Raw genomic sequence first — 24515 nt, forward strand, 5'->3', positions numbered from 1 at the left:
CTGACAAAAAATATCGTCGTAAGTTCGCCGCAATTTGTCGGCGCAGCACAGAAGCGGAAGAATTCAGTTATGGCTCAAGAAATCGAACTCAAGTTTATCGTCGCTCAGAATGGGGTAGAGACGCTGCGCGAGCAGCTCAATGCGCTCGAGGCGAAACATACGCCTGCGGGCCAGTTACTGAACATTTATTACGAAACCGCCGATAACTGGCTGCGTCGTCACGATATGGGGCTGCGCATCCGCGGCGACCAGGGGCGTTATGAAATGACGCTGAAAATCGCCGGTCGGGTGGTGGGGGGACTGCACCAGCGTCCGGAATACAACATTCCACTGGATAAACCGGAGCTGGCACTTGAGCGTCTGCCGGCGGAGGTCTGGCCGCAAGGCGAGCTCCCGGCCGCGCTGGCGGAGCATGTCCAGCCGCTGTTCAGCACTGATTTTGCCCGTGAACGCTGGGTGATACAGGAAGGGAATAGTGAGATTGAGATTGCCCTCGATCGCGGCGAAGTGAAGGCTGGCGAACATCAGGAGCCGATCTGCGAGCTGGAGCTGGAGCTGCTTGCCGGGGAGACCGCCGATCTGCTGCGCCTTGCGCACCGTCTGCTGGAGAGCGGCGTACTGCGCCAGGGGAGCCTGAGCAAGGCTGCACGCGGGTATCATCTGGCGCAAGGCAATGGCGAGCGTCCCGTCACCTCGCTGACGTTGCTAACGGTGCCGGCGAAGGCCAGCGTGGAGCAGGGGCTGGAGGCGGCGCTGGAGAGCGCCCTGGCGCACTGGCTGTATCACGACGAAGTATGGCTGCGCGGCAATGCGAAAGCCAAAGCGGAAATCCTTCTGGCGTTAGCCCGCGTGCGCCATACCCTCGTGCTGTTCGGCGGCATCGTGCCGCGTAAGGCGACCACCCAGCTCCGCGCCTTGCTGAACGACGCCGAAGCCGTTCTGCTGGCCGCGGACACCGCCGACGAGGCGTTATTCCGCACCGAGGTCGTCGGCGCCAAACTGGCCCTGACCGAATGGCTGGTCCAGCGCGGCTGGCGTCCGTTCCTCAACGAGGCGGGAGAGAAAAAAATAGCCGGATCTTTCAAACGCTTTGCCGATATTAACCTCTCGCGGGTGGCGGCCGAGCTGCGCAGCGCCGTGCAGCATCTGGCGGTCGAAGATGCCGCCGACCAGTTGCCGAAGCTGTCCCGTGACATCGACAGCGTCCAGCTGCTGGCGAGCGCCTATGGCGACGCCGTCGCGCCGTGGCTGGAGAACTGGCAGGAGCTTCACCGTGCAATAGAACATGACGATCGCAGCGTCTTTGAATATTTCCGTCGCCAGGCGCTGGCTGCCGAGCCGTTCTGGCTGCATAGTGGAAAACGATAATTTCAGGCCAGGGAGCCCTTATGATGCCGCTTTCTCCGCAATTACAGCAGCACTGGCAGACGGTCGCTGACCGTCTGCCAGCGGATTTTCCCGTTGCCGAACTGAGCCCACAGGCCAGGTCGGTAATGGCGTTCAGCGATTTTGTCGAACAGAGTGTGATCGCCCAGCCGGGCTGGCTGAATGAGCTTGCGGACTCCTCGCCGGAGGCGGAAGAGTGGCGGCATTACGAGGCCTGGCTGCAGGATCGCCTGCAGGCCGTCACTGACGAAGCGGGGTTGATGCGAGAGCTGCGTCTCTTCCGCCGCCAGATGATGGTCCGCATCGCCTGGGCGCAGGCGCTGTCGCTGGTGAGCGAAGAAGAGACTCTGCAGCAGCTGAGCGCGCTGGCGGAGACCCTGATTGTCGCCGCCCGTGACTGGCTGTACGCCGCCTGCTGTAAGGAGTGGGGAACGCCATGCAATGCCGAGGGCCAGCCGCAGCCGCTGCTGATCCTCGGGATGGGAAAGCTGGGCGGCGGCGAGCTGAACTTCTCTTCCGATATCGATCTGATCTTTGCCTGGCCTGAGCATGGCGCCACCCGCGGCGGCCGCCGCGAGCTGGATAACGCCCAGTTCTTTACCCGTCTGGGGCAGCGGCTGATCAAGGCCCTTGACCAGCCAACGCAGGACGGCTTTGTCTATCGGGTTGACATGCGCCTGCGGCCGTTTGGCGACAGTGGACCGCTGGTGCTCAGCTTTGCGGCGCTTGAAGATTATTACCAGGAGCAGGGTCGGGACTGGGAACGCTATGCGATGGTGAAAGCGCGGATCATGGGAGATAACGACGGCGTGTACGCCAGCGAGCTGCGCGCGATGCTCCGTCCCTTCGTCTTCCGCCGCTATATCGACTTCAGTGTGATCCAGTCGCTGCGTAACATGAAAGGCATGATCGCCCGCGAAGTGCGGCGCCGCGGGCTGAAAGATAACATCAAGCTCGGCGCCGGCGGGATCCGCGAAATTGAGTTTATCGTTCAGGTCTTTCAGCTGATCCGCGGTGGTCGCGAACCTGCGCTGCAACAGCGCGCCCTGCTGCCGACGCTGGCGGCGATTGATGAGCTACATCTGCTGCCGGAAGGCGACGCGGCGCTGCTGCGCGAGGCTTATCTGTTCCTGCGCCGGCTGGAAAACCTGTTGCAAAGCATCAACGATGAGCAGACCCAGACTCTGCCGCAGGATGACCTCAACCGCGCCAGGCTGGCGTGGGGGATGCATACCGAAGACTGGGAGACGCTGAGCGCGCAGCTGGCGAGCCAGATGGCCAACGTGCGGCGAGTGTTTAATGAACTGATCGGCGATGATGAGGATCAGTCCCCGGATGAGCAACTGGCCGAGTACTGGCGCGAGCTGTGGCAGGATGCGCTGGAAGAAGATGACACCAGCCCGGCGCTGGCGCATTTAAACGATACCGACCGCCGCAGCGTGCTGGCGCTGATTGCCGATTTCCGCAAAGAGCTGGATCGGCGCACCATCGGCCCGCGCGGCCGCCAGGTGCTGGATCAACTGATGCCGCATCTGCTGAGCGAAATCTGCTCGCGTGCCGATGCGCCGCTGCCTCTGGCGCGGATCACGCCGCTGTTGACCGGCATCGTCACCCGCACCACTTATCTTGAGCTGCTGAGCGAATACCCCGGCGCGCTGAAGCACCTGATCACGCTCTGCGCGGCGTCGCCGATGGTCGCCAGCCAGCTGGCGCGCCACCCGCTGCTGCTGGATGAGCTGCTGGATCCCAACACCCTCTATCAGCCGACGGCGACCGATGCCTATCGCGACGAGCTGCGCCAGTACCTGCTGCGCGTGCCGGAAGAGGATGAAGAGCAGCAGCTGGAGGCGTTGCGCCAGTTTAAGCAGGCGCAGCAGCTGCATATCGCGGCGGCGGATATCGCTGGCACCCTGCCGGTGATGAAGGTCAGCGATCACTTAACCTGGCTTGCCGAAGCGATCCTCGATGCGGTGGTGCAGCAGGCATGGGGGCAGATGGTGGCCCGCTATGGCCAGCCGACCCACCTGCACGATCGCCAGGGGCGCGGCTTTGCCGTCGTCGGCTACGGTAAGCTCGGCGGTTGGGAGCTGGGCTACAGCTCCGATCTCGATCTGGTGTTCCTCCATGACTGCCCGGCGGAGGTGATGACCGACGGCGAGCGGGAGATCGACGGCCGTCAGTTCTACCTGCGGCTGGCCCAGCGGATCATGCATCTGTTCAGCACCCGTACCTCGTCCGGTATTCTCTACGAAGTGGACGCCAGGCTGCGCCCTTCTGGCGCGGCGGGGATGCTGGTCACCACCGCCGACGCGTTTGCTGACTATCAGCAGAACGAAGCCTGGACGTGGGAACATCAGGCGCTGGTGCGTGCCCGCGTGGTCTATGGCGACCCGGCGCTGCAGGCGCGCTTTGACGCCATTCGTCGCGATATCCTGACCACCCCGCGGGAGGGCGCCACCCTGCAGACCGAGGTTCGCGAGATGCGCGAGAAGATGCGCGCTCACCTTGGCAACAAGCATCCCGATCGTTTTGATATCAAAGCCGATGCCGGTGGGATCACGGATATTGAATTTATTACCCAGTATCTGGTCCTACGCTATGCCAGCGACAAGCCGAAGCTGACCCGCTGGTCTGATAACGTGCGTATTCTCGAGCTGCTGGCGCAGAACGACATCATGGACGAGGAGGAGGCGCGCGCCTTAACGCATGCGTACACCACCTTGCGTGATGCGCTCCATCATCTGGCCCTGCAGGAGCTGCCGGGACACGTGGCGCCAGAGGCCTTCAGCCGGGAGCGTGAGCAGGTCAGCGCCAGCTGGCAGAAGTGGCTGATGGCTTAACTATAAAATCGGGTGTGCTATTATCGCGCGCAAAGTTTGCGTCTCGCAGGAGAGAGTCATGAAAGTAACGCTGCCGGAGTTTGAACGTGCAGGAGTGTTGGTGGTGGGTGATGTGATGCTGGACCGCTACTGGTACGGCCCCACCAGTCGTATTTCCCCGGAAGCCCCGGTGCCGGTGGTGAAGGTGGAAAATATCGAAGAACGTCCTGGCGGCGCGGCAAACGTAGCGATGAACATCGCCTCCCTGGGGGCAACATCGCGCCTGGTGGGATTGACCGGGATTGATGACGCTGCCCGCGCGCTGAGCCAGGCGCTGGCCAATGTGAATGTGAAGTGCGACTTCGTCTCCGTTCCGACTCACCCGACCATCACCAAGCTGCGGGTGCTGTCGCGTAATCAGCAGCTGATCCGCCTCGACTTTGAAGAGGGCTTCTCCGGCGTGGATCCGCAGCCGATGCACGAGCGCATTCAGCAGGCGCTGGGATCCATTGGCGCGCTGGTCCTCTCGGACTACGCCAAAGGGGCGCTGACCAGCGTCCAGACCATGATCGCGCTCGCACGTGAAGCGGGTGTGCCGGTGCTGATCGATCCGAAAGGCACCGATTTCGAACGCTACCGCGGCGCGACGCTGCTCACCCCGAACCTCTCTGAGTTTGAAGCGGTGGTGGGCAAGTGTCAGGATGAAGCGGAGATCGTTGAACGCGGCATGAAGCTCATCGCTGAATTTGAACTGTCGGCGCTGCTGGTGACGCGTTCTGAGCAGGGGATGACGCTGCTGCAGCCGGGGCGTCCGCCGCTGCATATGCCGACCCAGGCACAGGAAGTGTACGACGTGACCGGCGCCGGCGACACGGTGATTGGCGTGCTGGCGGCGACCCTGGCGTCCGGCAACACCCTGGAAGAGGCCTGCTATTTCGCTAACGCCGCGGCGGGCGTGGTGGTCGGCAAGCTGGGGACCTCCACCGTTTCCCCTGTCGAGCTGGAAAACGCGGTTCGTGGCCGGGCTGAGACCGGCTTTGGCGTGATGAGCGAAGAGGAACTCAAACAGGCGGTTGCGGCGGCGCGCAAGCGCGGCGAGAAAGTGGTGATGACCAACGGGGTCTTCGACATTCTGCATGCCGGCCATGTCTCCTATCTGGCGAATGCGCGCAAGCTGGGCGACCGTCTGATCGTGGCGGTTAACAGCGATGCCTCAACCAAACGTCTGAAAGGCGAAACCCGCCCGGTGAACCCGCTGGAGCAGCGGATGATCGTGCTGGGGGCGCTGGAGGCCGTCGACTGGGTGGTCTCCTTCGAGGAAGATACCCCGCAGCGACTGATTGCCGGCATCCTGCCGGACCTGCTGGTCAAAGGCGGCGATTATAAGCCGGAACAGATCGCCGGCAGCGAAGAGGTCTGGGCTAACGGCGGCGAAGTGCTGGTGCTCAACTTTGAAGATGGCTGCTCGACCACCAATATTATTAAGAAAATACAAAAAGATAGCGACAAATAAGCTTTCCGCTATTCGCCGGCTTGTACGGTGAAGCATCACGGCCCGCGATAGAGATATCGCGGGCCGTTTTTATTTAATCATGTGGAAAATGATTTAGCGCAATAAATAATCATGTTAAGCGCATTTTTCGTACAAATGGCGTTAAGGTGAGCGTAAATACTGAAGTAAGTAAAAGGCATATGACTGATCAGAACATCCACCGCTGAAGGAGTATGCGCATGAACCATAACGATATGTATTCAATGAAGAATTTTGATTTTTTGGCGCGGAGTTTCGCCAGAATGCACGCGCAAGGCCAGCCAGTTGATCTTCAGGCCATTGTCGGCAATATGGATGAAGAGCATCGTGAATGGTTTTGCCAGCGTTATGAACTTTACTGTCGTCAGGTGAACAGCCCGGCGGAAGCCGCACACTAAGCCAAACGCAAAACGGGCCCCCAGGGGCCCGTTTTTTACTGCTGCTCTTCGCTGCCAGGCGTCGCTGCCGGGCGGTTTTCGAGGTCATTCAGACGCTGCTCCAGCAGCGCCAGTTTTTCGCGGGTCCGCAGCAAAACCTGAGTCTGTACGTCAAACTCTTCACGGCTGACCAGATCCAGGCGGGTCAGCTGCGACTGCAGCGCCTGGCGGATTTTCTTCTCAACATCCTCACCCAGATCGCGAAGTCCTTTTGGCATCGACTCATGGACCTGGCGGGCGATTTGTTCAATTTTTTTCGGGTCAATCATGGTGGTTTCCTGCTCGGGTCGGATGATTGATCATTGTAGTGCGAACCAGGCCGCCTATAAACCAGAAATGTTTGAAGCTTATGCATTGCCGAGGATAGTCAATAGCGTTATAGTTATCTCGCTTATTCTCAGGGCGGGGCGAAATTCCCCACCGGCGGTAAATCAACCATTGCGTTGAAAGCCCGCGAGCGCTTCCCGTGACTACGGGAAGGTCAGCAGATCCGGTGTAATTCCGGGGCCGACGGTTAAAGTCCGGATGGGAGAGAGTAACGGCACAGTCGGGCCCAGGCCCGCTCGCGTTGACTTTTGCCGCTAAACCGGCGCTCCTAAGACTGCCCTGATTCTGGTAACCATAATTTTAATGAGGTTTTTTTACCATGAATCAGACGCTCCTTTCTTCTTTTGGTACCGCTTTTGAACGTGTGGAACACGCTTTGGACGCCCTGCGCGAAGGCCGCGGCGTGATGGTGCTTGATGATGAAGACCGTGAAAACGAAGGCGATATGATCTTCGCCGCCGAAACCATGACCGTTGAGCAGATGGCGCTGACCATTCGTCACGGCAGCGGCATTGTGTGCCTGTGCCTGACCGACGATCGCCGCAAACAGCTGGATCTGCCGATGATGGTGGAGAACAACACCAGCGCCTACGGCACCGGCTTTACCGTGACCATCGAAGCGGCCGAAGGTGTGACCACCGGCGTCTCCGCTGCCGACCGTGTGACCACCGTCCGCGCGGCCATCGCCGACGGCGCGAAACCTTCCGATCTCAACCGTCCAGGCCACGTCTTCCCGCTGCGTGCGCAGCCGGGTGGCGTACTGACCCGCGGCGGCCACACCGAAGCCACTATCGATCTCGTGACCCTGGCTGGCTTTAAACCGGCAGGCGTGCTGTGCGAGCTGACCAATGACGATGGCACCATGGCGCGCGCGCCGGAGTGCATCAAGTTCGCTCAGCAGCATAATATGGCGGTGGTCACGATTGAAGATCTGGTGGCCTATCGTCGCGAACATGAGCGTAAAGCCAGCTAAATAGTGGTTCGCTACGCCTGAGCACAGCCCACTTTTTAGTGGGCTGTGTTGTTTCTGCGCCTTAACCGATGCCCATCGTCTGGAGTACCACCAGGCTCAGTCCCATCACCGACATCCCGCACAGAACGCCATAGCTTGGGTTGCTTTGCGGATCGATCTCTTTCGCCAGCGGCATCAGTTCATCGACGGACAGTGCCACCATAATCCCGGCCACGGCGGCCATGATCGCGCCCATCACCAGCGGCGAGACCAGGCTGCCCAGAATCAACCACGCCAGCACGCCGCCCAAAATTTCCGCCATGCCGGAAAGCCCGGCCCAGAGTACCGCTTTGCTGCGCGAACCGGTGGCGGCATACACTGGCCCGGCAACGGCCAGTCCTTCAGGAATATTGTGCAGGGCAACGGCGAGGGCCACGCCCATGCCGAGTTCCAGGTTGTTGCTGGCAGTGACATAGGTGGCGATCCCTTCCGGGAAGTTATGCAGGCTGATACCCAGCGTCAGCAGAATAGCGGTGCGACGTAAATTACGCGGGCGCGGCGTGGCGGGGGTCATCAGATCCTGCGGGTGGGCGTGCGGCAGCAGGCGGTCAAGGCCAAAATAGCCCAGCAGGCCGATGACAAACATCCCGTAACCGAGTAGCGGCGACATGCCTTCTGCGGCCAGCGCGGCAGGCAGCATTTCCATCAACGAAATCAATAGCATGATCCCGGCGGCAAAGCCGAGGGAGAAGCCAAGCAGACGGTTAGAGGGTTTCTGACCAATCACGCCAAATATGGCGCCAATAAAGGTTGCGCTACCGGCTAACAGCGTCAATATTAAGGGTGATGACATCGCTACTCTCCCTGTGAAAATAAGTGCATATGAGTATATTGCCTGAGGATGCGCGTACGGGACACGTCCCTTTACCGCGAATTACATTCAAATTTTCTGACGATCATCATCATGGTTATCTGAGTTTATCCTGGCGCAAAAGCGCGTAATGTGAGCACATCACATTGACACCCTAAGGATATCATCATGTCCCGTACCCGAATGCCCGCGTTGTTTCTCGGCCATGGCAGCCCAATGAACGTGCTGGAAGACAACATTTATACTCGCGCCTGGGCTCATCTGGGCGAAACCCTGCCGCGTCCGAAGGCGATTGTGGTGGTCTCTGCGCACTGGTTTACGCGCGGTACGGGCGTGACGGCGATGGAAGCCCCGAAGACCATTCACGACTTCGGCGGTTTCCCGCAGGCGTTGTATGACACCCATTATCCGGCGCCGGGCTCTCCGGCGCTGGCACAACGCCTGGTGGAGCTGCTCTCGCCAGTGCCGGTCACTCTCGATAAAGAAGCCTGGGGATTTGACCATGGCTCGTGGGGCGTGCTGATTAAAATGTATCCGCAGGCGGATATCCCGATGGTTCAGTTGAGCATCGACAGCACCAAACCGCCGGCCTGGCATCTCGAAATGGGGCGGAAGCTGGCCTCGCTGCGTGATGAAGGCATTATGCTGGTGGCCAGCGGCAACGTGGTGCATAACCTGCGCACCGCCCGCTGGCATGGCGAGAACACGCCGTACCCATGGGCAGAGTCCTTCAATAACTACGTGAAGGCGAATCTGCAATGGCAGGGGCCGGACGAGCAGCACCCGCTGGTTAACTACCTGGCGCATGAGGGGGGATCGCTCTCCAACCCAACGGCGGAGCATTTTCTGCCGCTGCTGTATGCCCTGGGTGCGTGGGATGGTGTTGAAGCGATTACGATCCCGGTCGATGGCATCGAGATGGGCTCGCTGAGTATGCTGTCGGTGGTGGTGGGCGCCTGATAAGATATTGTGCTCCGGCGGCGGTATCGTCGCCGGAGCGCGACATTATTCGACGAAAATGTGCGGATAGAAGCGCGACAGATCCTGGGTGATCAGCGCCCGATCTTCGCGAATGCCGATCCCGGCGGGCTGATCGTTGATGAGCCAGCTGCCAATCAGCGTGTAGCTGTCACCAAACTTCGGCAGGGGGTAAAACTCCTGCACGATGGTCCCTTCTTCCCCGTACGGACCTTCCACCGACTCCACGACCTTGCCCTGCTCAACAATGGAGACGTTGGCCCCTTCACGGGAGAAGATCGGCTTAATGACGTACTTCTCCATCTCCGGGTGGGCATCTTCGCTGAAGTAGGCCGCCAGCAGATTCGGGTGATTGGGGAACATTTCCCACAGCATCGGCAGCAACGCTTTGTTGGAGATAATGCTTTTCCATGCTGGCTCCAGCCAGCGGACGCCGGCGTCTTCCAGCTTGGTGGAGAACATCTCCCGCAGCATAAACTCCCACGGATAGAGCTTGAACAGGTTACCAATCACCTGATCCTGCAGATCGGTAAACTGGCCTTTTTCGCCAAGGCCAATATCTTCGATGTAGAGGAATTCCGTCGCCAGGCCAGCTTCGGCGGCGCAGTCCTGCAGGTACTGCACGGTGCCGCGATCTTCAACGGTATCGCGGCAGCAGGCCATATGCAGCAGCTGGAAGCCAAACTGCTCGCGCAGCTCGCCGAAGCGCTCGATGAGCTTTTCCTGCAAGCTGTTGAACTGGTCACTGCCCGCTGGTAGCTTGCCAGCGTTGAGCTGGTCTTCCAGCCAGATCCACTGGAAGAAGGCCGCTTCATACAGCGAGGTCGGGGTGTCGGCATTGTTCTCCAGCAACTTCGGTTCGCCAACGCCATCCCAGGCCAGGTCGAGACGCGAGTAGAGCGACGGCTGGTTGGTTTTCCACGACTGGCGCACAAAGCCCCAGGTGTGTTTAGGGATGCGGAATTTGGCCATCAGCTCATCGCTGGCGATCACTTTCTCCACCACCTGGAGACACATTTGATGCAGCTCGGCGGTGACTTCCTCCAGCTTTTCCACCTGTGCGAGGGTCAGCTTGTAATAAGCCTCTTCGCTCCAGTAGGGCTCGCCGTACATGGTGTGGAAGTTGAAGCCGTACTCGGTCGCTTTCTCGCGCCAGTCCGGGCGCTCAGTAATACTGACTCTTTCCATGTGAGTTAGCCACCCATCGAGCGAGAAGAGGACGTTGAGCCTGCGGCGCTACGCTGCATGGACGACTGCTTCGCCACCGACTCGCCGAAACCTCCGCGGGTCACGGTGGTGGTGGTGGCCGGCTTCGGCGCCATCGCGGTTTTCGGCACGTTCATGGTGCGCCCTGGCTGGGCGGCGCCATAGTTCTTGCCGCTGGCGTCGGTGTACTGACCATAAGCCGGGCTGGCCGGATTTTTCGAGCTGAACAGCGGTTGCTGTTGCGCCATGCCGCCGCCCATCAGGCGGCCCATCATATAGCCGGCCATCAGCGGCATCCAGAAGCTGCCGCTGCTTTGCGCCTGCGCCTGATTTTCCGGGGCGACGCCCGCCTGGGCTGGCGTCTGCTGGCACTGGCCTTCGCCAAACTCGGCGACGCAGTCTTCACGGGTGGCATATTTCGGCGCGGTGCGTTCGGCTTCTTTTACCGCGTTGGTGTAGGCCGTGGTGCACTCAGCTGCTTTGCCCGGGTTAGCGGCGGAGCAGTCATCAGCGTTCTGGTACAGCGATACCGTTTCGTCGCTTTTTTCACAACCGGCAAGCATAAAAACCGCGGTGACGGCCAGCGCGACCGGCGTCAGATGACGTGCGCTCCAGCTTTTGCGGAATGACGAGTGATTAATTTTTTTTGTCCGTTTCATATTTGTCTTCCAGGACCCAGTGGTATGGCGTGTGTTAACGCTCAGGATAGAGGATGAGTGGTGGAAAATGAAGCGAAGAGGGGCGATAAGCGGGGGATCTTTACGTTGCCTTACGTTTAACGCATCGCCTGTCCGACGGACAGGCGATGCGCGTCACAGTAATGCGAATTACTGACGGAACGGATTGCTGCTGCTGGTCTGCGTCGTCCGCGTGGACGCCGGTTTCACCGCTGCGGTGGTGTTGCCATAGCCATCGGCGGTGGCATCCTGCTGCGGATTTTCCGGCGCGACGCTGTCCGCGGAGGTGGGGATCGGTTTGCCCAGCGTGTTGTTCAGCGCCACCAGATCCTGCTCGTTCAGAGTACCTAACGCCGACTTGATATTCAGCTCGTTGATCAGGTAGTTATAGCGCGCATTAGAGAGCTGCTGCTTGGCGTTATACAGCGTGGTGGTGGCGTCGAGGACGTCAACGATGGTACGCGTACCCACCGAGTAGCCTGCTTCCATTGCATCCAGGGAGCTTTGCGCAGAGACCACCGCCTGTTTGTAGGCGTTGATGCTGCTGATGGAGGCATTCACGTTGTTAAACGAAGAGCGGACCGTTTGCACGACGCTGCGGTGGGCGCTTTCCAGCTGCTCGCTGGCGCCAACGAAGTTGTACTGCGCCTGTTTGACCTGTGAGGTCACCGCGCCGCCCTGATACAGTGGCAGAGAGAAGTTCAGGCCGATTTGGTTCTGCCCAACGTCGCTGTCGTTGTAGGCGAGTGGGGTATTGGTTTTTGAACCGTTGTAACGCGTATTCGAGACGCCGGTAGAGGCGGAAAGGTTCAGGGTCGGCAAATGACCGTCCTGCGCCTGGCGAATCTGCTCGCGAGCCAGGTCCTGGCTCAGACGCGCCTGCAGCAGCGACAGGTTGCGGTTCTCCGCTTCCTTCAGCAGAGCGTTGACTGTCTGCGGCTTGTTGGTTTTGAAGCCGTTCACGTTCAGCGAGGCCAGCTCCGGGTAGTAGTTACCGGTGACCTGGCGCAGTCCTTCGACGGCGTTGTCGAGATCGTTACGCGCGGTGACTTCGTTCGCCAGCACGGCGTCGTATTGTGAACGGGCGTTCTGCACGTCGGTGATTGCCACCAGGCCTACGTTAAAGCGCTGCGTGGTTTGATCCAACTGACGGTAAATAGCCTGTTTCTGCGCTTCGGTATAGGAGAGCGTGTCGATGGCGGCCAGCACTTTGAAATAGGCCGTCGCGGTATTCAGAATCAGCGTTTGCTGATCGGTCTGATACGTGACATCCTGAATCCCTGCCGTTTTTTCCTGCAGCGTCAGGGCGCGCCATTTCGACATATCAAACAGAACCTGCGTTAACTGCAGCGAGCCGCTGGTGACGTTAGAGTTGACGCCGTTGTTGTCGCGATAGCCATTGTTATAGGTATAATCCGCTCCCAGCCCAAGCTGAGGCAGTAATGGACTGCGCGCTTCATTGATCTTTTCGAACGCGGCGTCACGATCGGCTGCCGATTTACGCAGATCGGGGTTGCTGATGCGCGCCTGCTGGTAAACCTGAAGCAGGTTTTCCGCCTGGCTCATGGCGCTGAACCCGGTCAGGCTCAGGCCGATAAGAATGGGGAGCAATTTCTTCATTTGCATTCCTTGTTGTGAAGCATTTAGCGCTGGTCTAATTCTAAGAAAAATTCCGCTGATTGTATCGATTCTGCCGCCGTAAAAAGTTGGCGTTACGTGCCATCCGGCGGTAATTTGCACCAATCTAACATACGGACCGTAAAACGGTAGCCAAACGGTCTGGAAATCCCTAATTTCGGATTCGCAGGACATGACAATGAGCAAACCCATTCAGCAGGGAATTACCTTCTTCAAAAATGATGTAGAAATTATTGCACGCGAAACGCTGTATCGTGGTTTTTTTTCGCTCGATTTATACCGTTTTCGCCACCGTCTGTTTAACGGCGGCATGAGCGACGAAGTCACCCGTGAAATTTTTGAGCGCGGGCATGCCGCCGTCTTGCTACCCTTTGACCCGGTGCGGGACGAAGTGGTGCTCGTCGAACAAATCCGTATCGCCGCCTATGATACCAGCGAGAGCCCGTGGCTGCTCGAAATGGTCGCTGGCATGATCGAAGAGGGGGAAACGGTGGAAGACGTTGCCCGTCGTGAAGCGCTGGAGGAGGCCGGACTTGAAGTCGGGCGGACGAAACCAATATTAAGCTATCTGGCCAGCCCTGGCGGCACCAGCGAACGGTTATCGATCCTGGTGGGAGAAGTTGATGCATCCACGGCAAAAGGCATTCACGGCCTGGCCGAGGAAAACGAGGATATTCGGGTGCATGTGGTGAGCCGGGAACAGGCTTACCAGTGGGTAGAAGAGGGGAAAATCGATAACGCAGCCTCTGTCATCGCCTTGCAATGGCTGCAATTGCATTATCACAATTTACGAAACGAGTGGACAAAATGAAGCGTTATACACCTGACTTCCCTGAGATGATGCGCCTGTGCGAGACCAACTTCGCGCAGTTGCGCCGCCTGTTGCCGCGAACGGATGCAGCGGGTGAGAAGGTAAGCTATCAGGTGGGAAGCGCGCAGTATCGGTTAACGATAGTTGAATCGACCCGCTACACTACTCTGGTGGCGATAGAACAGACTCTGCCTGCGGTGAGCTACTGGAGCCTGCCATCCATGACCGTTCGCCTCTACCATGATGCCATGGTAGCCGAAGTGTGTTCGAGTCAGCAGATCTTTCGCTTCAAAGCGCGGTATGATTATCCTAATAAAAAGTTGCATCAACGCGACGAAAAGCATCAAATTAACCAGTTTCTGGCCGACTGGCTGCGTTACTGTTTAGCACATGGAGCGATGGCGATTCCGGTTTGTTAGCGTCGTTAAACCTAAGGACACCATTTGGAAAGCCTGTTAAACCTACCTCTGGCTGGTGAGGCCAGAGTCAGGATCTTACAAATTACTGATACTCACCTGTTTGCTGAAAAACATGAAACGTTGTTAGGCATTAATACCTGGGAAAGTTATCAGGCCGTACTGTCGGCTATTCATGCCTCACAGCGTCCATGTGATCTGATTGTCGCAACAGGCGATCTGGCGCAGGACCACTCCTCCGCGGCCTATCAGCATTTTGCTGAGGGTATCGCGAGTTTTGCTGCACCCTGCGTCTGGCTACCGGGTAACCATGATTTCCAGCCGGCGATGTACAGTACGCTGCAGGAGTCAGGCATTTCACCCGCCAAACGTGTGTTTCTCGGCGACCACTGGCAGATCCTGCTGCTGGACAGCCAGGTATTTGGCGTTCCCCATGGCGAGCTGAGCGACTTCCAGCTGGAGTGGCTCGAACACAAGCTGTCGGAAGCGCCGGAGCGTTATACCTTACTCCTGCTGCACCACCATCCGCTGCCTGCTGGTTGCAGCTGGCTGGATCAGCACAGCCTGCGCAACGCTGGCGCGCTGGACCGCGCGCTGAGCGCCTGGCCGCGGGTGAGGCATCTGCTGTGCGGCCATATTCATCAGGAGCTGGATCTGGACTGGAATGGCCGGCGCATGATGGCGACGCCGTCGACCTGCGTTCAGTTCAAACCGCACTGCGCCAATTTCACTCTGGATACCGTCTCACCCGGCTGGCGCTGGCTGGAGCTGCACCCTGATGGGACGTTGACCACCGAAGTGTGCCGCCTGGAAGGCGCCGAGTTCCACCCGGATATAGCTTCAGAAGGCTACTGATGGCGACGCTTCTTTATCTGCACGGCTTTAACAGTTCCCCGCGCTCGGCGAAGGCGATGGCGTTAAACACCTGGCTGTCGCAGCAGCACCCCGACATCACCATGGTGGTACCGGAGCTGCCGCCTTATCCGGCTGAAACGGCAGAGCTGCTGGAATCTATTGTGCTGGAGCATGGCGGCGAGCCACTCGGGGTTGTGGGGTCGTCGCTGGGCGGCTACTACGCGACCTGGCTGTCGCAGTGCTTTATGGTGCCGGCAGTGGTCGTCAACCCGGCGGTGCGCCCGTTTGAACTGCTGAACAATTTTCTCGGCCACAATGAGAATCCATACACCGGGCAGCAATATGTGCTAGAGTCTCGCCATATTTACGATCTCAAAGTCATGCAAATCGACCCGCTTGAAGCGCCGGATTTACTCTGGTTGCTGCAGCAGACCGGGGATGAAGTGCTTGATTACCGCCAGGCCGTTCATTACTACGCCTCCTGCCGGCAAACGGTGGAGGAGGGCGGTAATCACGCATTTGTCGGCTTTGACGATCATTTCACTCAGATTATCGAATTTCTCGGCCTGTGCTAAACGGCCCTGAACGACCTACGAATACACACCATGACGCAATCTTCATATAACGCTGATGCCATTGAGGTACTCACCGGGCTAGAGCCGGTGCGCCGCCGTCCGGGCATGTATACCGACACCACCCGTCCTAACCATCTTGGTCAGGAAGTTATTGATAACAGTGTGGATGAAGCGCTGGCAGGCCACGCCAAACGCGTGGAAGTTATCCTTCATGCCGACCAGTCCCTGGAAGTCATTGACGACGGGCGCGGCATGCCGGTCGACATCCATCCGGAAGAAGGGGTGCCGGCGGTCGAGCTGATCCTCTGCCGACTGCACGCGGGCGGGAAGTTTTCCAACAAAAACTACCAGTTTTCCGGCGGCCTGCACGGGGTCGGGATCTCGGTGGTCAACGCCCTGTCAAAACGCGTAGAGGTGAATGTTCGTCGCGACGGTCAGGTCTACAGCATCGCCTTTGAAAACGGTGAAAAAGTAGAAGATCTGCATGTCACCGGTACCTGTGGCAAACGCAATACCGGGACCAGCGTCCATTTCTGGCCGGACGAAAGCTTCTTCGACAGCCCGCGTTTCTCCGTTTCGCGTTTGACCCACCTGCTAAAAGCGAAAGCGGTGCTGTGCCCCGGCGTGGAAATCGTGTTTCGCGATCAGGTCAACGACAGCGAGCAGCGCTGGTGCTATGCCGATGGCCTTAACGACTACCTGTGCGAAGCCGTAAACGGCTTGCCGCTGCTGCCGGAAAAACCGTTCGTCGGCACCTTCTCCGGCGAGACGGAAGCCGTGGACTGGGCGCTGCTGTGGCTGCCGGAAGGCGGCGAGCTGCTGACCGAAAGCTACGTCAACCTAATCCCGACCATGCAGGGTGGGACGCACGTTAACGGTCTGCGTCAGGGACTGCTGGATGCGATGCGGGAGTTCTGCGAATACCGTAATATCCTGCCGCGCGGCGTGAAGCTGTCAGCGGAAGATATCTGGGATCGCTGCGCCTATGTTCTGTCGGTGAAAATGCAGGATCCGCAGTTCGCCGGGCAAACCAAAGAGCGTCTGTCGTCGCGCCAGTGCGCGGCGTTCGTCTCTGGCGTGGTGAAAGATGCCTTCAGCCTGTGGCTGAACCAGAACGTGCAGGCTGCTGAACTGCTGGCGGAGATGGCTATCTCCAGCGCCCAGCGTCGTCTGCGCGCTGCTAAGAAAGTGGTGCGTAAAAAGCTGACCAGCGGTCCGGCATTACCGGGTAAGCTGGCGGATTGTACCGCGCAGGACCTGAACCGCACCGAGCTGTTCCTCGTCGAAGGGGACTCGGCGGGAGGCTCGGCGAAACAGGCGCGCGATCGCGAATATCAGGCGATCATGCCGCTGAAAGGCAAGATCCTGAATACCTGGGAAGTCTCTTCCGATGAAGTGTTAGCTTCGCAAGAAGTGCACGACATTTCGGTGGCAATTGGTATTGATCCGGATAGCGATGACTTAAGCCAGCTGCGCTACGGCAAAGTTTGTATTCTGGCGGATGCGGACTCCGATGGTCTGCATATCGCTACCCTGCTGTGCGCGCTGTTTGTGAGACATTTTCGTACTCTGGTGAAAGAGGGGCACGTCTACGTCGCGCTGCCGCCGCTGTACCGTATCGACCTTGGTAAAGAGGTCTACTACGCGCTGACGGAAGAAGAAAAAACCGGCGTGCTGGAGCAGCTGAAGCGCAAGAAGGGCAAACCAAACGTCCAGCGTTTTAAAGGTCTGGGTGAGATGAACCCAATGCAGTTGCGGGAAACCACGCTTGATCCGAACACCCGCCGCCTGGTGCAACTGGTGATCAGCGATGAGGATGAACAGCAGACCACGGCGATGATGGATATGCTGTTGGCCAAGAAGCGTTCCGAAGACCGTCGCAACTGGCTGCAGGAGAAGGGCGATATGGCGGACCTGGAAGCCTGAGTCTGCACGTTTCACCAGACGTAAAAGGGAGCCTCAGGCTCCCTTTTTCATTTCACGACTGCGTCGGCGGGCTTAGACGCCAGGTTGCAGGATACGGATGGTGGTTTCCAGCACATCGCCTTTGACCGCTTCCGACCAGGCTTTCATGTGTGGCGTCTGCAGGTGCGCTTCAAGATGCGCGACGCTTTCCCACTGCTCCACCATGACGATAGAGTCGGGGGCCGTGGTCTGGAAGCTGACGCCGGCGGCATGATCTACCATCGGCGCGTAGCCGTGGCAGCCGGCCTCCTGCAAAACGGTCGGAATGATTTTCGCGAACTGATCGAGAACCGCCTGACGGTGGTGCTGGCCCGGGCGGGTACGGATTTCTGCAATCACTGTTAACATGGTTAACTCAACTCCTTCTGTGTGTATCTCGTCATACTCCAGGTTCGAATAACTCGAAATATGTAGAGCGTAGACCTGTAGTTAACCAAAAATTTCCGCCAGATGCTTGCGATATTCTGCGATATACCGTGGGACATCAGGCATTTTAATCACGTCGTTGGCGATAAAGGTCGGCAGCGCTTCCATTCCCAGGAACTGGTTGGCTTTATGGAACGGCAGGTAAACGCCGTCAACGCCAACGCCGTGGAAGAACTGGTCTTCGTCGGTGAAGGCTTCCATCGGCGCGTTCCAGGTCAGGGAGAGCATATATTTTTTCCCCTGCACCAGGCCGCCGGAGCCATATTTTTTGCTGGCGTCGGAGCGGGTACGACCGTCGCTGGCGTACAGCGAGCCGTGGCCTTCGGTAAAGACGTCATCCATATATTTCTTCACCGTCCACGGCGCGCCCATCCACCAGCCAGGCATCTGCCAGATCACCACATCGGCCCACAGGAAATTCTGCACTTCTGCTTTTACGTCGTACTCGCTTTCGGCGCGAACGCTTTTAACATCGTGCCCGGCGTCGCGCAGATAACTCTCCGCGACCTCGGTCAGGGTGTCGTTCAACTGGCCATTGGAGTGTGCGAACTTTTTTGCGCCATTGATAATCAGGATGTTGCTCATCATTTGTCCTCAATCTTGAAAATTTGCCGACGATTTTACCCCGCGAAGCGGGGCAGTAAAATGAGCAGAATGTGCAAAGTCTTTTGCCAAATGAGCAATAATCTCGCTACCAGTACACGCGGGCTTCGAAGCCGCCGTCGCGCGCGTTGGCGAAATCAACCTGCATGCAATGCAGAGAGGCGATGCGCCGGACGATCGACAGGCCCAGGCCGCTGCCCGGCGCGTCCTGCCCCGGCGGGCGATAAAAACGCTCGCCGATGCGCGCCAGTGCCTGCGGGCTAATGCCTGGGCCGTTATCACGCACCCGAAACTCGCGGGCGTTGAGCGTGATATCAACCTGGCTGCCGCGCGGGCTGTAGCGTACGGCGTTATCCAACAGGTTGCGCACCAGCAGGCTGAGCAGCAGCGGCTGGCCGGTGCGGGCGATGCCGGCGGCATTAAGATGCAGGCGCAGCTCAATCCCGGACTGCTGCGCGTGGTGATACATCTCCATCACCGCCGACTGTAGCAGGTCGTCGATGGCGACCGGTTGCACGTCGTCCAGTTGGGCGAGTGAGTCCAGCCGCGACAGCGTCAGCAGCTGATCGACCAGCCGGGTGGCGCGATCGATCCCCTGGTGGAGCTGGGCCAGCGCTTTCTCACGTCCTTCTGCATCGTCCATAGAGAGCTGGGCGACTTCGGTCTGCACCTTCAGCGCCGCCAGCGGGCTGCGCAGCTCATGGGCGGCGTCAGAGGTAAATCGACGTTCGCGCAGCATGGCGTCGTGGGTGCGCTGGAACAGCTGATTCAGGGCCTCGACCAGCGGGCGGACTTCGGAGGGGATCTTCTCCACGCTGAGCGATTCCGCTGAATCCGGCGCGCGCAGGCGCAGCGTGCGCGCCAGCTTTTTCAACGGCGCCAGTTCGCGGCTTAACAGCACGATAAGCAGCACGAACATCAGCGGCAGGGCGATCATCCACGGGGTGAGCTGCGAGGTCACGATATCCATCGCCATTTCACGCCGATAATCCCACTCCTGGCCGACGGCGATGCGATGGCGACCGTCGGCGGTGGTTAGCCACAGGAAGCGCCATTCGTCATCATCGCCGCGCAGGTAGCCATCACTGAACCCCTCGCGCTGCGAGCTCCACTGGATATCCTCCCCGTTCTCGCCGTCGTTGAGCACCATGGTGCCGTCGCGGGTGAAGATGGCGAACGCCAGCGCGTCGTCGTCGATGTGTCCATGCCGCACCTTTTTCTTTTCACCGAGCGATGCGGGTGGGGCGCGGAGTTCATCGAAATGCATGGCGCTCAGGCGGCGGGCGAACAGCAGCTGCTGGGTATCGAACAGCTTATCCAGCTTTTTGCTGGTTTGCTGCCAGGCGATCACGCTGGCGACGCCCCAGGCGGCCGCGGTCAGCACAGCAAACAGCAGCGTCAGACGGACGCGCAGGCTCAGGCGGGCAAGTCGTTTCATGCGTCACCCAGGGTATAGCCGATGCCGTGGACGGTGCGGATAAACCCGCTGCCGAGTTTGCGGCGCAGATGATGGACATGAACTTCCACGGCGTTGCTGGAGACCTCGTCGTCCCAGGTGTAGAGCTTTTCTTCGATAAGCTTGCGCGGCAACACGCGACCGGCGTTACGCAGCAGCAGTTCCAGCAGGGCGAACTCTTTCGGCTTTAATACCAGGCTCTCGCCGTCGAGGCTGGCGGTTAAGCGGCTCGGGTCGAGGCTCACCTTGCCGTGGCGCAGCTCGCTGCTGCTCTGGCCGTGCGCGCGACGGATCAACGCTTCAAGACGCGCCGCCACTTCAATCAGGGCGAAAGGTTTGCACAGGTAGTCATCGGCGCCGAGCCGTAGCCCCTCCACTCGCTGGCTGAGCGCATCGCGGGCGGTGAGGATCAGCACCGGCTCATGGTGGCCCTTGTCCCGCCATTCGCGCAGAATATCGAGGCCATCGATGCCGGGGAGGGTGAGATCCAGGATTGCGGCGTCGTAGGGGGCGCTGTATAAGGCGTTTTTGCCCTCCAGTCCGGCGGTAAACCAGTCGATGCTGAAGCCCATTTTGCTTAGGCCGGCTTTGATGCCGTCACCGATCAGCTTGTCATCTTCCACCAATAATATGCGCATGTTTCCCTCCGACGATCCTGTTTCTTAGCGCAGTAAACCGCGTTGAAGCCGGCGATGTACAGCATTAAAATTTCTTTTTTCCGCTTAAGAAGTCGTTAAGTTTTGTCAGGCGTAATAGGAGCCATATCAACACGAAGGGAGAACACATCATGAAGAAAATTGCTGCGATGACCGCGATCGTTGCCCTGGTTTCCATGCCGGTGCTGGCTGCCGAACAGGGCGGGTTTACCGGTCCTTCTTCGACCACGCAGGTCAGTTCGACCGCGCAGGCTGGCGGATTCACCGGCCCGAGCGGCGCGGTGACCACTGTCGCCAATGCCAAATCGCTGCGGGATGATACCTGGGTGACCCTGCGCGGCAAGATAACCGAGCGCATTTCTGACGATCTGTATAAGTTTCAGGATGCTTCCGGGGTGATCAATGTCGATATTGACCACAAGCGCTGGAACGGCGTGACCGTCGGCCCGCAGGACACGGTAGAAATTCAGGGGGAAGTCGATAAGGACTGGAACTCGGTAGAAATCGACGTTAAACAGATCCGTAAAATCGCGCCATAAGTCTTCGTCAGATAAGCGCAAGATCGGTCAGGAATCGCTATCCTCGCTCTGTCAGAGTATGTCGCGAGGAGGAGACGATGAACGATATTAAGGCCAGCCCGGCGTATGCCGGGCGCTTCCAGCGTGTCTGTAGGTACATTGCGCGCCATCTTGATGAGCCGCTGTCGCTGGAGGTGCTGAGCGCGATAGCGCACAGTTCGCCTTACCATTTTCACCGGCAATTTAGCGCTTATACCGGTATTCCATTGTACCGGTATATTCAGTGGTTGCGTCTGCGACGCGCCTGTTGGCGCCTGGCGTTCAACCCACGCGATAAAGTCATCGATATTGCCCTTGATGCCGGATTTCAGAATGCGGAGTCGTTCAGTCGTGCCTTCCGTACCGCGTTTGACCAAAGCCCGACCCAATTTCGTCAGCAACCGGACTGGGCCGAGTGGCATCGACGCGTACCGAAACATACGCTACAGGAGCAAACGTCGATGGACGTCAATATTATTTCGTTCCCCACCACCCGGGTAGCCGTACTGCAGCATCGCGGTAGCCCGGACCTTGTCAACGCTACCGCCGCGCGTTTTATCGCCTGGCGTAAGACGAGCGGATTATCGCCCGTCGCCACCAGCGATACCTGGGGGATCGCCTGGGACGATCCGCAGACCACCCCGCAGGAGGCATTTCGGTTTGATATCTGCGGCACGGTCGAACGGCCGGTCGGTGAAAACGCCTTTGGCGTGATTAACGGCGAAATCCCCGGCGGACGCTGCGCCGTCGTGCGCCATCACGGCTCGCTGGACACGCTGGCGAACAGCGTCTGGTTTCTCTATCGCGACTGGTTACCCGCGTCAGGCGAGACGTTACGGGATTATCCGGTGTACTTCCGTTACCTCAATTTTGTCCATGAGGTGGCTGAGCATGAACTGCAAACCGATATTTATCTGCCGCTGGCCTGATTAAGCGTGACGGAATCCTCAGCCGATCTCACGCCCTGTGACTCAGGGCGTGAGATCGGGTATTATCGCGGGTAGTTTTGCCGTCCGAACGGTCGGTACCCAGATTGAGGATCCACGATTAATGAGCGATATGGCAGAGCGCCTTGCGCTGCATGAATTTACGGAAAATGCTTACCTGAACTACTCCATGTACGTGATCATGGACAGGGCATTACCGTTTATTGGCGATGGCTTAAAACCGGTCCAGCGTCGCATCGTCTATGCGATGTCCGAGCTGGGGCTGAACGCCAGCGCGAAATTCAAAAAGTCCGCCCGCACCGTCGGCGACGTGTTGGGTAAATATCACCCGCACGGCGACAGCGCCTGCTATGAAGCGATGGTGCTGATGGCGCAGCCGTTCTCTTACCGCTACCCGCTGGTAGATGGGCAAGGGAACTGGGGGGCGCCGGACGATCCGAAATCCTTCGCGGCTATGCGTTACACCGAGTCCCGCCTGTCGAAATATGCCGAACTGCTGCTCAGCGAACTGGGGCAGGGCACCGTTGATTGGGTACCGAACTTTGACGGTACGATGCAGGAGCCGAAAATGCTGCCTGCGCGTCTGCCGAACATCCTGCTTAATGGCACCACCGGCATCGCGGTGGGCATGGCCACTGATATTCCGCCGCACAACCTGCGTGAAGTCGCCAAAGCGGCCATTACGCTGATTGAGCAGCCGAAAACGACCCTCGACGAACTGCTGGATATCGTGCAGGGGCCGGATTTCCCGACCGAGGCGGAGATCATCACCTCGCGGGCGGAAATTCGCAAAATCTACCAAAACGGACGCGGCTCAGTGCGCATGCGCGCAGTGTGGAGCAAAGAGGACGGCGCGGTGGTGATTAGCGCGCTGCCGCACCAGGTCTCCGGCGCCAAAGTGCTGGAGCAGATTGCGGCGCAGATGCGCAATAAAAAGCTGCCGATGGTCGACGACCTGCGCGACGAATCGGACCACGAAAATCCGACTCGTCTGGTGATCGTCCCGCGCTCCAACCGGGTGGATATGGAACAGGTGATGAACCACCTGTTTGCCACTACCGATCTGGAAAAAAGCTACCGCATCAACCTCAATATGATCGGCCTCGACGGACGCCCGGCGGTGAAAAACCTGCTGGAGATCCTCAGCGAATGGCTGGTGTTCCGTCGCGATACCGTGCGTCGCCGTCTGAACCATCGGTTAGAGAAAGTGCTTAAGCGCCTGCATATCCTCGAAGGTTTGCTGGTGGCGTTTCTCAATATCGATGAAGTAATCGAGATCATCCGCACCGAAGATGAACCGAAGCCAGCCCTGATGTCGCGCTTTGGCATCAGCGAAACCCAGGCGGAAGCGATTCTGGAATTAAAACTGCGCCACCTCGCCAAACTGGAAGAGATGAAGATCCGCGGCGAGCAGGACGAGCTGGAAAAAGAGCGCGACCAGCTGCAGGCGATTCTGGCTTCTGAACGTAAGATGAACAACCTGCTGAAAAAAGAGCTGCAGGCTGATGCCGATGCTTTCGGCGACGATCGCCGCTCGCCGCTTCACGAACGTGAAGAAGCGAAAGCGATGAGCGAGCATGATATGCAGCCGTCTGAGCCAGTGACTATCGTCCTGTCGCAGATGGGCTGGGTGCGGAGCGCCAAAGGGCACGACATTGACGCCCAGGGCTTGAGCTATAAAGCGGGCGACAGCTGGAAGGCCTCGGCGAAAGGCAAGAGCAACCAGCCGGTGGTGTTTATCGATACCACCGGGCGCAGCTATGCCATCGATCCGATTACCCTGCCTTCCGCGCGTGGCCAGGGTGAGCCGCTTACCGGTAAGTTGACTCTGCCGCCGGGCGCGACCGTGGAACATATGCTGATGGAAAGCGATGATCGCAAGCTGCTGATGGCTTCCGACGCTGGCTACGGTTTTGTCTGCACCTTCAACGATCTGGTGGCGCGCAACCGTGCCGGTAAAGCGCTGATCACCCTGCCTGACAATGCGCACGTGATGCCGCCGCTGGTGATTGAGGACGAGTCCGATATGCTGCTGGCCATCACCGCCGCCGGGCGGATGCTGATGTTCCCGGTGAGCGATCTACCGCAGTTGTCGAAAGGCAAGGGCAACAAAATTATCAGTATTCCGGCGGCGGAAGCCGCAGCCGGGCAGGATGGCCTGGCGCATCTGTTTATCCTGGCTCCGCAGAGCACGCTCACCATCCATGTTGGCAAACGGAAGATCAAACTGCGTCCGGAAGAGCTGCAAAAAGTCACCGGCGAGCGTGGCCGTCGCGGTTCGCTGATGCGCGGACTGCAGAAGATTGACCGTGTCGAAATCGACTCGCCGCGCCGCGCCGCGGCAGGCGATAGCGAAGAGTAAACGCCACTCCTCCCGTCGTTGACGGGAGGAGGCGAAAAAATGCCGCAAAATCGTTGTTTATTCA

Annotated in this window: 24 protein-coding genes and 1 riboswitch; of the genes, 14 read left to right on the plus strand and 10 right to left on the minus strand. The window is 58.8% G+C overall.

All coding sequences use genetic code 11. The annotated features are described in order from the left end of the window. Positions 1–69 precede the first annotated feature (69 nt). Genes CWM54_RS10815 through hldE form a run of 3 tightly spaced genes read left to right on the plus strand, consistent with a single transcriptional unit; the run spans position 70 to position 5718 of the window. Positions 70–1368 (plus strand): inorganic triphosphatase, encoded by a 1299-nt coding sequence (locus CWM54_RS10815; protein WP_100697061.1) that lies wholly within the window; start codon positions 70–72, stop codon positions 1366–1368. A 20-nt stretch (positions 1369–1388) separates the two neighbouring features. After that, entirely contained in the window at positions 1389–4226 is a 2838-nt protein-coding gene (glnE, locus tag CWM54_RS10820; RefSeq protein ID WP_165785920.1) for a bifunctional [glutamate--ammonia ligase]-adenylyl-L-tyrosine phosphorylase/[glutamate--ammonia-ligase] adenylyltransferase, read from the plus strand. Positions 4227–4284: 58 nt separating this feature from the next. Beyond that, on the plus strand, positions 4285–5718 hold the full coding sequence (gene hldE, locus CWM54_RS10825) for a bifunctional D-glycero-beta-D-manno-heptose-7-phosphate kinase/D-glycero-beta-D-manno-heptose 1-phosphate adenylyltransferase HldE (RefSeq protein ID WP_008806524.1): 1434 nt from the start codon (positions 4285–4287) through the stop codon (positions 5716–5718). 77 nt (positions 5719–5795) lie between these two features. On the opposite strand, the gene CWM54_RS28565 is transcribed toward hldE, so the two are convergent. Beyond that, a complete protein-coding gene (locus CWM54_RS28565) occupies positions 5796–5945 on the minus strand; it encodes a hypothetical protein (protein ID WP_165785921.1) in 150 nt (49 codons plus the stop codon). On the opposite strand from CWM54_RS28565, the gene glgS reads away from it, so the two are divergent. Continuing rightward, positions 5937–6134, plus strand: a complete 198-nt coding sequence (glgS, locus tag CWM54_RS10830) for a cell surface composition regulator GlgS (RefSeq protein ID WP_004205248.1) — start codon at positions 5937–5939, stop codon at positions 6132–6134. The genes CWM54_RS28565 and glgS overlap by 9 nt on opposite strands. 35 nt (positions 6135–6169) lie before the next feature. On the opposite strand, the gene ubiK is transcribed toward glgS, so the two are convergent. Beyond that, positions 6170–6442 carry a ubiquinone biosynthesis accessory factor UbiK gene (gene ubiK / locus CWM54_RS10835; RefSeq protein WP_002916856.1) on the minus strand — a complete coding sequence of 91 codons (273 nt, stop codon included), beginning with the start codon at positions 6440–6442 and terminating at the stop codon, positions 6170–6172. 120 nt (positions 6443–6562) lie between these two features. After that, positions 6563–6714: riboswitch (FMN riboswitch) on the plus strand. Between the two features lie 105 nt (positions 6715–6819). On the opposite strand from ubiK, the gene ribB reads away from it, so the two are divergent. Then, positions 6820–7473, plus strand: coding sequence for a 3,4-dihydroxy-2-butanone-4-phosphate synthase (gene ribB / locus CWM54_RS10840; RefSeq protein ID WP_061153284.1), 654 nt, complete (start codon positions 6820–6822; stop codon positions 7471–7473). Between the two features lie 61 nt (positions 7474–7534). Here ribB and zupT read toward each other — a convergent pair whose 3' ends face one another. Then, a complete protein-coding gene (gene zupT / locus CWM54_RS10845) occupies positions 7535–8305 on the minus strand; it encodes a zinc transporter ZupT (RefSeq protein WP_061153285.1) in 771 nt (256 codons plus the stop codon). A gap of 186 nt (positions 8306–8491) precedes the next feature. On the opposite strand from zupT, the gene ygiD reads away from it, so the two are divergent. Beyond that, positions 8492–9283, plus strand: a complete 792-nt coding sequence (gene ygiD / locus CWM54_RS10850) for a 4,5-DOPA dioxygenase extradiol (protein WP_100697063.1) — start codon at positions 8492–8494, stop codon at positions 9281–9283. Between the two features lie 45 nt (positions 9284–9328). On the opposite strand, the gene CWM54_RS10855 is transcribed toward ygiD, so the two are convergent. The 3 genes from CWM54_RS10855 to tolC form a co-directional block, all read right to left on the minus strand. Further along, on the minus strand, positions 9329–10489 hold the full coding sequence (locus tag CWM54_RS10855; RefSeq protein ID WP_061153287.1) for a glutathionylspermidine synthase family protein: 1161 nt from the start codon (positions 10487–10489) through the stop codon (positions 9329–9331). Positions 10490–10494: 5 nt separating this feature from the next. Further along, positions 10495–11166: a DUF1190 family protein gene (locus CWM54_RS10860; RefSeq protein WP_100697065.1), complete on the minus strand. Its 672-nt coding sequence runs from the start codon at positions 11164–11166 to the stop codon at positions 10495–10497. A 168-nt stretch (positions 11167–11334) separates the two neighbouring features. Beyond that, complete coding sequence (gene tolC, locus CWM54_RS10865) at positions 11335–12804, minus strand: outer membrane channel protein TolC (RefSeq protein WP_061153289.1); 1470 nt, start codon at positions 12802–12804, stop codon at positions 11335–11337. Positions 12805–13000: 196 nt separating this feature from the next. Between tolC and nudF the strand changes: the two genes are divergently transcribed. The 5 genes from nudF to parE are packed head-to-tail and all read left to right on the plus strand — an operon-like array spanning position 13001 to position 17405. Beyond that, entirely contained in the window at positions 13001–13633 is a 633-nt protein-coding gene (nudF, locus tag CWM54_RS10870; protein ID WP_061153290.1) for an ADP-ribose diphosphatase, read from the plus strand. Further along, positions 13630–14052, plus strand: coding sequence for a DUF1249 family protein (locus CWM54_RS10875; protein ID WP_002916847.1), 423 nt, complete (start codon positions 13630–13632; stop codon positions 14050–14052). The genes nudF and CWM54_RS10875 overlap by 4 nt, the downstream gene beginning before the upstream one ends. A gap of 24 nt (positions 14053–14076) precedes the next feature. Continuing rightward, a complete protein-coding gene (gene cpdA, locus CWM54_RS10880; protein WP_100697067.1) occupies positions 14077–14904 on the plus strand; it encodes a 3',5'-cyclic-AMP phosphodiesterase in 828 nt (275 codons plus the stop codon). Beyond that, a complete protein-coding gene (gene yqiA, locus CWM54_RS10885) occupies positions 14904–15479 on the plus strand; it encodes an esterase YqiA (protein WP_061153292.1) in 576 nt (191 codons plus the stop codon). Before cpdA ends, yqiA begins: the two co-directional genes overlap by 1 nt. Before the next feature lie 30 nt (positions 15480–15509). Further along, complete coding sequence (gene parE, locus CWM54_RS10890) at positions 15510–17405, plus strand: DNA topoisomerase IV subunit B (RefSeq protein WP_061153293.1); 1896 nt, start codon at positions 15510–15512, stop codon at positions 17403–17405. A 72-nt stretch (positions 17406–17477) separates the two neighbouring features. On the opposite strand, the gene CWM54_RS10895 is transcribed toward parE, so the two are convergent. The 4 genes from CWM54_RS10895 to qseB all read right to left on the minus strand — a co-directional run bounded on the left by CWM54_RS10895 (position 17478) and on the right by qseB (position 20567). After that, the gene (locus CWM54_RS10895) at positions 17478–17792 is read right to left on the minus strand and encodes a putative quinol monooxygenase (RefSeq protein WP_008806512.1); all 315 of its coding nucleotides are present in this window, start codon (positions 17790–17792) and stop codon (positions 17478–17480) included. Positions 17793–17873: 81 nt separating this feature from the next. After that, positions 17874–18455, minus strand: a complete 582-nt coding sequence (locus CWM54_RS10900) for an NAD(P)H-dependent oxidoreductase (RefSeq protein WP_008806511.1) — start codon at positions 18453–18455, stop codon at positions 17874–17876. Positions 18456–18561: 106 nt separating this feature from the next. Then, entirely contained in the window at positions 18562–19911 is a 1350-nt protein-coding gene (gene qseC, locus CWM54_RS10905) for a quorum sensing histidine kinase QseC (RefSeq protein ID WP_100697069.1), read from the minus strand. Further along, positions 19908–20567 carry a quorum sensing response regulator transcription factor QseB gene (gene qseB / locus CWM54_RS10910; protein WP_100680679.1) on the minus strand — a complete coding sequence of 220 codons (660 nt, stop codon included), beginning with the start codon at positions 20565–20567 and terminating at the stop codon, positions 19908–19910. The genes qseC and qseB overlap by 4 nt, the downstream gene beginning before the upstream one ends. Before the next feature lie 149 nt (positions 20568–20716). On the opposite strand from qseB, the gene CWM54_RS10915 reads away from it, so the two are divergent. The 3 genes from CWM54_RS10915 to parC all read left to right on the plus strand — a co-directional run bounded on the left by CWM54_RS10915 (position 20717) and on the right by parC (position 24451). Further along, positions 20717–21124: a YgiW/YdeI family stress tolerance OB fold protein gene (locus tag CWM54_RS10915; protein WP_008806508.1), complete on the plus strand. Its 408-nt coding sequence runs from the start codon at positions 20717–20719 to the stop codon at positions 21122–21124. A 77-nt stretch (positions 21125–21201) separates the two neighbouring features. After that, positions 21202–22071 (plus strand): AraC family transcriptional regulator, encoded by an 870-nt coding sequence (locus CWM54_RS10920; protein WP_100680681.1) that lies wholly within the window; start codon positions 21202–21204, stop codon positions 22069–22071. 121 nt (positions 22072–22192) lie between these two features. Continuing rightward, the gene (gene parC, locus CWM54_RS10925; protein ID WP_061153299.1) at positions 22193–24451 is read left to right on the plus strand and encodes a DNA topoisomerase IV subunit A; all 2259 of its coding nucleotides are present in this window, start codon (positions 22193–22195) and stop codon (positions 24449–24451) included. Positions 24452–24515: the final 64 nt, after the last annotated feature.

It is taken from the genome of Klebsiella sp. D-Nf1, assembly GCF_002810515.1.
GTDB lineage: Bacteria > Pseudomonadota > Gammaproteobacteria > Enterobacterales > Enterobacteriaceae > Klebsiella > Klebsiella variicola.